The 11,116-nt window shown below is 65.8% G+C and carries 7 protein-coding genes; 1 reads left to right on the top strand and 6 read right to left on the bottom strand.

Translation table 11 applies throughout. From position 1 onward, the window contains the following. Positions 1–188: 188 nt before the first annotated feature. Entirely contained in the window at positions 189–2,531 is a 2,343-nt protein-coding gene (locus tag RR928_RS11220; RefSeq protein WP_332536710.1) for a putative bifunctional diguanylate cyclase/phosphodiesterase, read from the bottom strand. A 257-nt stretch (positions 2,532–2,788) separates the two neighbouring features. Here RR928_RS11220 and RR928_RS11215 point away from each other — a divergent pair, with 257 nt between their 5' ends. After that, entirely contained in the window at positions 2,789–4,024 is a 1,236-nt protein-coding gene (locus RR928_RS11215; RefSeq protein ID WP_332536712.1) for a nucleoside recognition domain-containing protein, read from the top strand. Between the two features lie 146 nt (positions 4,025–4,170). Here the strand turns inward: RR928_RS11215 and sbcB are convergent, their stop codons facing one another. The 5 genes from sbcB to RR928_RS11190 form a co-directional block, all read right to left on the bottom strand. Continuing rightward, complete coding sequence (gene sbcB, locus RR928_RS11210) at positions 4,171–5,616, bottom strand: exodeoxyribonuclease I (protein WP_332682536.1); 1,446 nt, start codon at positions 5,614–5,616, stop codon at positions 4,171–4,173. Between the two features lie 37 nt (positions 5,617–5,653). Then, a complete protein-coding gene (gene cls / locus RR928_RS11205; RefSeq protein ID WP_332536723.1) occupies positions 5,654–7,063 on the bottom strand; it encodes a cardiolipin synthase in 1,410 nt (469 codons plus the stop codon). Positions 7,064–7,182: 119 nt separating this feature from the next. Then, positions 7,183–9,519 carry an ATP-dependent Clp protease ATP-binding subunit ClpA gene (clpA, locus tag RR928_RS11200; protein WP_332682534.1) on the bottom strand — a complete coding sequence of 779 codons (2,337 nt, stop codon included), beginning with the start codon at positions 9,517–9,519 and terminating at the stop codon, positions 7,183–7,185. A 60-nt stretch (positions 9,520–9,579) separates the two neighbouring features. Further along, entirely contained in the window at positions 9,580–9,936 is a 357-nt protein-coding gene (gene clpS / locus RR928_RS11195; protein ID WP_332536716.1) for an ATP-dependent Clp protease adapter ClpS, read from the bottom strand. 116 nt (positions 9,937–10,052) lie between these two features. Then, positions 10,053–11,116 (bottom strand): helix-hairpin-helix domain-containing protein (locus tag RR928_RS11190; RefSeq protein ID WP_332682532.1); only part of this gene is annotated, 1,064 nt, incomplete at its 5' end.

The following is an 11,116-nucleotide window of genomic DNA, read 5'->3' as shown; positions in this document are numbered from 1 at the left end:
AGGCCAGCCGCAGCCGCCGCGGGTGCTCGCAGGGCGCGGCGGCCGATGCCGCGGCGGCCGGGGCCGCGGCGGCCGGGGCCGCGTCGGCAGCAGCCGGGCGCATGGCGGCCGCGATGGCCCCCAGACCCAGCAGCTGCGCCAGCGCCCGCCGGCGGTCGTTGATGTCTGGGCTCATCGGTGCCGGCCTTTCATGCGGGGCAAAGATAGGCGGCGCGCAGCATCTCCTGCGCGGCCTTGGCGCCCACGGGGCGGCTGAGGAAATAGCCTTGCGCCTCGTCGCAGCCCGCGGTCTTGAGATAGACCAGCTGGTCCATCAGCTCCACGCCTTCGGCGACCACGCGCATCTTGAGGTTGTGCGCCAGCGTGATCACCGAGGTCACGATCACGCCGGCCTCGCTGCTGCTGCGGATGTCGTTGACGAATGAGCGGTCGAGCTTGAGCGTGTCTATGGGCAGGTCCTTGATCTGGCTGAGGCTGGAAAAACCCGTGCCGAAGTCGTCGAGCCCGATGGACACCCCCATGGCGCGCACCTGCTCGAGCACGCTCAGGGCGAGCTCGCGCGGCTCGAGCAGGCAGCTTTCGGTGATCTCCATGCTCAGGTCCGCGGCTTCTATGCCGTAATGCGCGATATGCGCGGCCAGGCGCGCGGCAAACGCGCCGTCGCGCAGCTGCACGGGCGACACATTGAAAGCGATGGGCACGGGCTCCAGCCCCAGCGCGCGCCAGTCGGCCGCCTGCCTGCAGCAGGCCTGCAGCACCCAGTCGCCGAGCGCGCGTATCGCGCCTGTGGCTTCGGCCGAGGCAATGAATTCGCCGGGATAGATCAGGCCGTATTCGGGGTGCTGCCAGCGCACCAGCGCCTCGAATCCCATGATGCGGCAGTCGTGCAGCCGCACCTTGGGCTGGAAATGCAGCACCAGCTGCTGGTCGGTCACGGCCTTGGGCAGCTGGCGCTCGAGCGCGTAGCTGCGCGCGCTGTCGGCGCTGGCCGTGGCGTCGTAGTAGGTGAATCGGCCGCGGCCCGCGCGCTTGCTCGCATACATGGCCGCGTCGGCATTGCGGCACAGCAGCGTCACGTCGTGGCCGTCGCGCGGAAAGAACGCCACGCCTATGCTGGGCGTGACCTGCAGGCTGTTGCCCTCTACGCCTTCATAGGGCTGGCTCAGGCAGTCGACGAGCTTGGCCGCAAGCACGTCCATGTCGCTCATCGCGTCCATGCCCGTGACCAGCACCGCGAACTCGTCGCCGCCCATGCGCGCAATGATGTCCGAGCTGCGCAGCAGCTGGCGCAGGCGCTGGGCAACCGCCTGCAGCAGCAGGTCGCCCACATGGTGGCCCAGCGTGTCGTTGATCGCCTTGAAGCGGTCCAGGTCCAGGTACAGCAGCGCATAGAACTTGCGGCTGCGCCGCGCCAGCGCGAGGTGGCTGGCGACCAGCTCGTTGAACATGCGGCGGTTGTGCAGTCCCGTGAGGTGGTCGTTGGCGGCCAGCTCCAGCGCCTTGGCCTTTTCCTGTTCGAGCTGATCGATCAGCATGTGCTTGTCGCGGTTGGCGAAGCTCAGCGCGGTGAACAGCCCTTCCTGGTGGCGCAGCACGCGCAGCATGCCGCCCACGGCCAGCAGCATGCAAAGGCTCAGCACGCCCAGCAGCGTCCAGACCTTGCGGCTGTCTTCGCGCGGCGAGCCGTGCACCCATTCCAGGCCGCGGCTTGCAACCACCAGAAACGGCGAGTTGGCGTTGCGCCGCCAGCTGAAATGGCTTTTGGCGCCGCCGGGCTGCAGCGCGGCCACCATGGCGCCGCGGTTGCCGGCCATCTGCGCCGCCGCCGCCACGGGCGCGCGCGAAAACGGCATGGTCAGCCCCTGGGGACCGAGTTCGGCCAGCGCCACGCCCTGGGCGTCGAGCAGATGGATGGCGCTGCCTGCCCCCATTTCCACATCGCGGTAGAGATTGAGGAAATAGCCCAGGTCCAGCATCAGCAGCAGATAGCCACCCGGCGCGCGCGCTGCCTCGGACTCGTGCGGGCGCAACACATAGACCAACGGAATCTGCCAGAGGTCGGGATGGCCAGACAGCGCCGACTGGGCCGCAGGCAGCAGGCGTGCATGGCCCGCTTCGGTTTTTTGCAGCGCCTCGCGCAGCGCCGCCGCCAGCGGTGCGAGCTCGACGGCGGACAGCGGGGAAGATGCATCGACCGGCTGCAGCGCCGCATCGAACAGCACATAGCGCGCGAAGCAGTGCTCGGCGACCAGCATGGTCGAGAGCCGCCGGTGCACTTCGGCCGCGGACTGCTGGCCGCGCATATGGCCTGCGAGTGCGTCGCCCGCGGCCAAGCCCATCAGTTGCCCCTTGTTGACGACCTGCACCAGGTTCTCGGCGACCACGGCCGCGAGGCTGGCCTGCTGCTGCGCGGTGCTGATCTGCTGCTGCACGCGCTCGGCTTGCACGCTTTGCCAGGCCAGCCACCAGACCAGACCCAGCACCAGCAAGGCGGCGCCTATGCAGGCCAGCCGTATTCCACGCCATCCCATGCGCCACGGCATCGCGGATACCGGCCGGCGAAAGCGCAGCAGCAAGGACAAACAACGGGCATAAAGAGCAGTCACGGAGCGGGCGCATGCGGGCAAGATGCGTGGATGATGCAAAGCCCGCAAGTCAATGGCGTGACAGTTTGAAATATTTCTCGCCCCGCGCCCTTTGTGACAGATCACAAACCCCGTGACGGTCTGCTAGCCGTGACAATAGCGCCAGCGCGCGCTGGCGCGCCATTCCCACCAGGAGACCTCCGATGCTCAATGCCTTGTGGCTGGGCTTTTTTCTCATCGCCGCGATCGCAGCGCTGGCCCAATGGCTGATCGGCGGCCAGGCCCAGGTGTTTGCCGGCATGGTCCAGGCCTTGTTCGCGATGGCCAAGCTGTCGGTCGAAGTGATGGTGCTGCTGTTCGGCACGCTGACGCTGTGGCTGGGCTTTCTGCGCATCGCCGAGAAAGCCGGCGTGGTGCAATGGCTGGCCTGGGCGCTGGGCCCGCTGTTTGCCAAGCTGATGCCCGAAGTGCCGCGCGGTCACCCGGCGCTGGGCCTGATCACGCTGAACTTCGCGGCCAATGCGCTGGGCCTGGACAACGCGGCCACGCCCATGGGCCTCAAGGCCATGCGCGAACTGCAGACGCTCAATCCGCGGCCCGACACCGCGACCAATGCGCAAATCCTGTTTCTGGTGCTCAACGCCTCGTCGCTGACGCTGCTGCCGGTCACGGTCTTCATGTACCGCATGCAGCAGGGCGCGCCCGATCCCACGCTGGTCTTCCTGCCGATTTTGCTGGCCACGTCTGCCTCGACGCTGGTCGCGCTGCTGGCCGTGGGCCTGGTGCAGCGCCTCAAACTGTGGCATCCCGTCGTGCTGGCCTATCTTCTGCCGGTCGCGCTGCTGCTGGGCGGCTTCATGGCGCTGCTGGCCACGCTCAGCGGCGCGGCGCTGGCCTCGCTGTCGTCGCTGCTGGGCAATCTGACGCTGTTCGGCCTGATCATGCTGTTTGTCTGTCTGGGCGCCTGGCGCAAGGTCGCGGTTTATGACAGTTTCATCGAAGGCGCCAAGGAAGGCTTTGACGTCGCCAAGGGCCTGCTGCCCTACCTGGTTGCCATGCTGTGCGCGGTGGGCGTGTTCCGCGCTTCCGGCGCGCTCGATTATGCGCTGTCAGGCATTCGCTGGCTGGTGGATCTGGGCGGCTGGGATGCGCGCTTTGTCGATGCCTTGCCCACCGCCCTGGTCAAGCCGTTTTCGGGCAGCGCGGCGCGCGCGATGCTGATAGAGACCATGCAAAGCCAGGGCGTGGACAGTTTTGCCGCGCTGGCGGCGGCCACCATCCAGGGCAGCACCGAGACCACGTTCTATGTGCTGGCCGTGTACTTCGGCGCCGTGGGCATACAGCGCGCGCGCCATGCGGTGGGCTGCGCGCTGATCGCCGAGTTCGCGGGCGTGGTGGCGGCGATCGCGGTGTGCTATCAGTTTTTTGGCGGGATGTAGGTTTTGAAGGACGAACGGCCCGCGCTCCAGGCATGACGCCTAGCGTTCATGGTTCGACAAGCTCACCACGAACGGTGGTTCCCGTTCGCGCTGAACTGACCTTGGCACCCACGTCGAACCATCAACCGCCTGCCCTCACGCTAGCCTCAAGCGTCCGGAACAATCGCTTCCGCGTAATCGTAGAGCGCGCCCAGAATCTCCTCACCGCGCTCGTCCGCGGTTTCCGAAAGCTGGTCGATTTCGCCGAACATGCGGTCCACGGTGCGCGCCCCGCCCTTGCCGTCGAGCAGGCAGGCAGCGCAGTGTTCCATCCAGCGCTGCTGCTCTTCGGGCGACAGCGTGTCGGCGAAATTGCGCGCGCGGTAGCGGAACACCAGCTCGCCCAGGCGCGCATCGTCAAAGCCCGTGCGGTCCATCGCCAGCTCCAGCGGCGTGAGCGCGCGCAGATGGTTGAGCCGGCGCCGGTCCTCGTTGCCGACAAAGCCGCCATAGAGATCCTGGTCGGCATCGACGGCCGTGCCGGTCGCCGGCCGCTGGAACACCTGCTTCCACAGCGCGCTCATGTCGGGCAGGTCGCGCGCCACGGCCGCGTACTGCAGCGACTGCTCCATGTCTATGCCCCATTGCTGGGCCATGGCCGGGCTCAGCGTCTTGAGGCTGCCGACCACCATCGGAGACTTGTTGATGTGGATGCTCTTGATAGGCAGCCGCGCCACGCCTTCGGGCAGATCGGCGGCGCGCGTGAACATGCGCAGGCGCAAGGTTTCGACATCAAGCGTCGCGAGTTCGGATGGGTCCTGGGACAGATCCCAGGCGAGGATCTCGTTCTTGTTCGCGGGGTGCGTGGCCAGCGGCCACATCACGGCCAGGCAGCCGCGCGCCGCGCCGAACATGCCCGAGACATGCAGGAACGGCTTGGCATGCGCGGCCACGGCCGGCAGGCCCAGCTCCTGCAGCACGCGGTCCTTCTTGTGCAGGCTGAACGCATAGTCAAACAGCCGCGGCTGGTGCTTGCGTATCAGCCGCGCCAGCGCGATCGTGGCGCGCACATCGCTGACCGCGTCATGCGCCTGCTCGTGCACCAGGCCGTTGGCGCGCGCCAGGTCTTCGAGCTTGAAGCTCACCGTGCCGTCTTCCTTGCGCGGCCAGATGATGCCTTCGGGGCGCAGCGCATAGACCATGCGCACCACGTCGAGCAGGTCCCAGCGGCCGCAGCCGTTTTGCCATTCGCGCGCATAGGGGTCGATGAGGTTGCGCCAGAACATGAAACGCGTGATCTCATCGTCGAAACGGATCGAGTTGTAGCCCACGCCCACCGTGCCGGGAGCGGCGAACTCCTCCTCGATACGCGCCGCGAACGTGTGCTCGGCCACGCCCTGGGCCACGCATTGCTGGGGCGTGATGCCGGTGATCAGGCAGGACTGCGGGTCGGGCAGGTAATCGTTGGCCGGCTGGCAGTACAGCGCCAGCGGCTCGCCGATCTCGTTGAGCTCCATGTCCGTGCGTATGCCGGCAAACTGAGCCGGGCGGTCATAGCGGGGTTGGGCACCGAAGGTTTCGTAGTCGTGCCAGAAGAAAGTGGTATCAGCCATGCCCGGAGTATGCCCGGGAATGGCCGCCTCTTGCGTATCAAAGAAGGGGCGAACAAAGCCTGGCGACAGAATCGCCCAGCCGCGGGAAGAAGCGCTGCTTGCGTTCGTAGTGCACCAGGCGCGCGTTCTCCAGATCGAGCACGAACTGCGTGGCCAGGTCGCCGTTGAGCTTGGCGCCGTAGCCGATCGCGCAGACTTCGTAGTTGAGAAAGAAGCTGCGGTGGTCGAAATTCGCCGTGCCTATGATCGCCAGACAATCGTCGACCACCAAGGTCTTGGAATGCAGCATGCGTGCGCGGTATTCGTAGACCTTTGCACCGCAGGCGATCAGCTCGTCGAAGTAGGAGCGCGCGGCCATGGTGACGATGAACGAATCGGACTTCTCGGGCACCAGCAGCTGCACGTCGACGCCGCGCAGCGCGGCGTTGGTCAGTGCCGTCATCGCGGCTTCGGTGGGAACGAAATACGGCGTCGTGAGCCACACGCGCGCATCGGCGGCGTTGATCGCCGCGACATAGGCGCGGTGGATGGCTTCGAGCCGGTTGTCGGGGCCCGAGCTCACGATCTGCACCGCATGCTGGCCTTCGGCGAGGTCGGGCAACAGCTCATCGAGGTCCGGCGGCTCGACCGGGTGGCTGCGCTCCAGCGCATACGACCAGTCTTCGAGAAAAACGGTTTGCAGCCAGTTGACCACCGGGCCTTCGAGCCGCAGATGCACGTCATGGTAGGCGCAGTCCATCACGCGCTTGTCTTCCTCATCGGTGATGTTGACCCCGCCCGTGAAGCCCACCTTGCCGTCGCAGACCAGGATCTTGCGGTGGGTGCGGAAATTGATCACCGGGCGCAGGCGCCGGCCTATCTTGGAGGGATGGAAGAACGCGAACTCGCCGCCGGCCTCGACCAGCGGCGCGTAGAACTTGCGGCGTATCTTCTTGGAGCCCATGGAGTCGACCAGCATGCGCACCTTGACGCCGGCACGTGCACGCTCGACCAGGGCATCCATCAGCGCCGTGCCTGTCCGGTCGGGCTCGAAGATGTAGTACTCGAGGTGCACATGGTGGCGCGCGGCGCGCACCGCCGCCAGGATGCTGTCGAAGGTGCGGTCGCCGCCGACCAGCAGATCCATGCGCTCGGCGCTGCTGACCGGAAAATCGGCCGTGCGGCTCACCAGCCGCGCCACCTGCTGCAGGCGCACGGTAGCGGCCGGCACATGCTCGCGCAGCCGCGCCGCGCTCATGCGCAGGCGCGAGGACTTGCGGCTGCGCAGCCGCTTGTTGCGCAGCCGCTTGAGCCGCTGCGGTCCGAAGAAGTAGTAGACGCCCAGCCCGCCCACGGGCAGCGCCGCCAGTGCCAGCAGCCAGCCCAGCGTGGCCACGGGCGCGCTGCGCTGCAACAGCACCCAGACGCCTATCACCAGTGCATACACCGACCAAATCAGCCAGAACATCGAGTGGGTGTTCTCGGCGTTCCAGAAATCGCTGAACCATTGCACTTGAAGGCCTTTGAAAAAAATAAAAAGCCGACAGCACAAGGCTGTCGGCTTGGGAGGATCAAAGCGTCACACGCTCAATCGGTCGTGGCTTCTTCGGGCTCGGCCGGTTCCGACCGGCCGCGCTCCTTGCGCGGCAGGGGCTGGATGTCGAGCTGCACTTCGCCCGCAGCGCCGCCTTCGCCTTCGACCCAGTCGACGCCCAGGCGACCGCCGTCCACCAGTCGGCCGAACAGCAGTTCGTCGGCCAGCGAGCGCCGGATGGTGTCCTGGATCAGGCGCTGCATGGGACGCGCGCCCATCAGCGGATCGAAGCCGGCCTTGGCCAGGTGCTTGCGCAGGCTGTCGGTGAACGTGACTTCGACACGCTTTTCCGCGAGCTGGGTTTCGAGCTGCAGCAGGAACTTGTCGACCACGCGCATGATGACCTGCTCGTCGAGCGACTTGAAGCCCACGATCGCGTCCAGACGGTTGCGGAACTCGGGCGTGAACAGGCGCTTGATGTCGCCCATTTCGTCCCCGGCAGCGCGCGGGTTGGTGAACCCTATGCTGGCCTTGTTCATGGTCTCGGCACCCGCATTCGTCGTCATGATGATGATGATGTTGCGGAAGTCGGCCTTGCGTCCGTTGTTGTCCGTCAGCGTGCCGTGGTCCATGACCTGCAGCAGCACGTTGAAGATGTCGGGATGCGCCTTCTCGATTTCATCGAGCAGCAGCACCGCGTGCGGCTTCTTCGTGATGGCTTCGGTCAGCAGGCCACCCTGGTCGAAACCAACGTAGCCCGGAGGCGCGCCGATCAGGCGGCTCACCGCATGGCGCTCCATGTACTCCGACATGTCGAAGCGGATCAGGTCCACGCCCATGATGAACGCCAGCTGCTTGGCGGCCTCGGTCTTGCCCACGCCCGTGGGGCCGCTGAACAGGAACGAACCGATGGGCTTGTCGCCCTTGCCCAGACCCGAGCGCGCCATCTTGACGGCCGAGGCCAGCACTTCCAGCGCCTTGTCCTGGCCGAACACCACGCTCTTGAGGTCGCGTTCGAGCGTCTGCAGCTTGCTGCGGTCGTCGTTCGAGACGTTCGCGGGCGGAATGCGCGCGATCTTGGCGACGATTTCCTCGATCTCGGCCTTGCCTATGGTCTTCTTGCGCTTGGACGCGACCAGGATGCGCTGGGCAGCACCGGCTTCGTCGATCACGTCAATCGCCTTGTCGGGCAGGTGACGGTCATTGATGTACTTGGCCGACAGCTCGGCTGCCGCCTGCAGCGCCGCCGCAGCGTACTTCACGTTGTGGTGCTCTTCGAAGCGCGACTTCAGACCCTTGAGGATCTCAATCGTTTCGGACACCGTGGGCTCGACCACGTCGACCTTCTGGAAACGCCGCGACAGGGCTGCGTCCTTTTCGAAGATGCCGCGGTACTCGGTGAAGGTCGTTGCACCGATGCACTTGAGCTGGCCGCTCGACAGCGCGGGCTTGAGCAGGTTGGACGCGTCCAGCGTTCCGCCCGAGGCCGCACCCGCACCGATCAGGGTGTGGATTTCATCGATGAACAGCACCGCATTGGGCTTGTCCTTGAGCGACTTGAGCACGCCCTTGAGGCGCTGCTCGAAATCGCCGCGGTACTTGGTGCCCGCGAGCAGCGAACCCATGTCGAGCGAATAGACCACGGCCTCGGCCAGGATCTCGGGCACATCGCCCTGGGTGATGCGCCATGCCAGGCCTTCGGCAATGGCCGTCTTGCCCACACCGGCCTCGCCCACCAGCAGCGGGTTGTTCTTGCGCCGGCGGCACAGGATCTGTATCGTGCGCTCGACTTCGTAGTTGCGCCCGATCAGCGGATCGATCTTGCCTTCCTTGGCGGCCTGGTTCAGGTTGAGCGTGAACTGCTCGAGCGGCGAAGCCTTTTCCTGGCGCTCGCTGTTGCCGCCCTCTTCGCCTTCGGCCTGGCCTTCGGACTTCGCGGCTTCGGGCGGTTCGCTCTTCTTGATGCCGTGGGCAATGAAATTGACCACGTCCAGGCGCGTCACGCCCTGCTGGTGCAGGTAGTACACGGCGTGCGAGTCTTTTTCGCCAAAGATGGCCACCAGCACATTGGCGCCGGTCACTTCCTTCTTGCCATTGCCCGTGGACTGCACGTGCATGATGGCGCGCTGGATCACACGCTGGAAGCCCAGCGTGGGTTGGGTATCGACTTCGTCGCTACCGGCGACCTGCGGCGTGTTGTCCTTGATGAAGTTGGACAGGGAGGCGCGCAGATCATCAATGCTCGCCGAGCAGGCGCGCAATACTTCGGCAGCACTGGGGTTGTCGAGCAGCGCGAGCAGAAGGTGTTCCACGGTGATGAATTCGTGGCGCTGCTGACGGGCCTCGACAAAGGCCATGTGCAAGCTGACTTCCAGTTCCTGGGCAATCATGAGAGGACTCCTTTTGGCTTGCGTGATTTCATTATGGAGATAAATCGGGGCGGTTGCAGCTTATTCAACAGGCTCCAACGTTGCCTGTAGTGGATGACCCGCTTTCAGCGCGGCCTGGTGCACCTGATCGACCTTGGTCGCCGCGATATCGCGCGGAAAGACTCCGCAGATGCCGCGGCCGTCGAGGTGGATCTTGAGCATGATCTGGGTCGCGGTTTCCCGGTCCTTGCTGAACAGTTCCTGGAGCACGGCAATGACGAACTCCATCGGTGTGTAGTCATCGTTGAGCATGACCACCTGGTACATCTTGGGGGGCTGCACACGCTGCGCGCGCCGCTCCATTACGACCGAACCAGCGTCGTCTGCGCCTGGCCCCTCGGGGGGCTTTGGTGGAATGGAAGGGGGTTGTGTTGCCATGAATTCATTCTAGCGAGCCATACCGGCTCTTTTGTCTTCCCAGATGGGAAGGGAAACACCAATTTCAAGCCTGCGCCCGCGGCATTTTCCGCCAGTGTCGCGCAAACCGGCGGTTTTCATTCGTAGATCACCGTCGCGTGGCCGCTGCCGGCCTGCGCCGTCCAGGCCGCGAGCGCGGCGTCGCTGGGATAGAAACGGCTGCTGTCGCCGAGTTGCAATTCAGCCACGGCCGCACCCTGCGGCGACTCGCAGCGCAGGCCCAGGCGCACGCGCAGGCCGTGCACCACAGGCTCGGCCTGCTCGTGCTCGACGCGGCGCGCAGGGAAATCGCCCAGCACGCGCAGCACGTCGGGCATGACGTCGCCCACGCTGACCTGCAGATAGCGGCCGAACTTGCAGCGCGCGTCGGCCAGGCTCCACAGCTGCTGGACCTTCATGCGCAGCCCGCCGCTGAAATGGTCCAGCTGCAGCCGGCCGCTGACGACGACGAACTCGTCCTCCTTGAGCAACTCCTTGTGCGCGTTGAGCACGGCTTCGTCGGCCGAAGCTTCGATCACGCCCGACTTGTCGTCGATCTTGAACAGTCCCAGGCGGCCGCGCTGGCCGGTGATCGCGCGGAAATCGCTGATGATGCCGGCCATGACCTGGGGCTCGCGGCTGTCGCGCATCTCCTCGATGCGCGTGCGCACGAAGCGCCGCACCTCGGTCTCGACCTCATCGAACAGATGGCCCGAAAGGTAGTAGCCGACCGCGGTCTTCTCGAGCGTGAGCCGCTCCTTGATGCCCCAGGGCAGGCGCTCGGCGAGCTCGGGCTCCTGCGTGCTCGAGCCCACGGCGTCGTCGCCCATCATGTCGAACAGCCCGCCCTGGTTGGCGTTGGCATGGGTCGCATTCGCGAACTCGAACGCGGTGTCTATCGATGCCACGAGCGAGGCGCGGTTCTGGTGGATGGCGTCGAACGCGCCGGCCTTGATCAGGGCCTCGAGCGTGCGCTTGTTCAGCCGCGTTCGATCGACGCGCAGGCAGAAGTCGAACAGGCTCTTGAACGGGCCTTTCTCCGTCCCTCGGGGACCCGTGCCCGTGCCTTCGCGCGCGGCGACAATGGCTTCGATCGCGGCCTGGCCGCCCCCCTTGACGGCACCCAGGCCGTAGCGGATGACCTTGTCGGTCACGGGCTCGA

The sequence above is a fragment of the Comamonas sp. genome, assembly GCF_036666375.1.
In the GTDB taxonomy this organism is placed as follows: domain Bacteria; phylum Pseudomonadota; class Gammaproteobacteria; order Burkholderiales; family Burkholderiaceae_C; genus Comamonas.
Note: the sequence above shows the minus strand (reverse complement) of the source record. Positions and strands in the feature narration are given on the sequence as shown.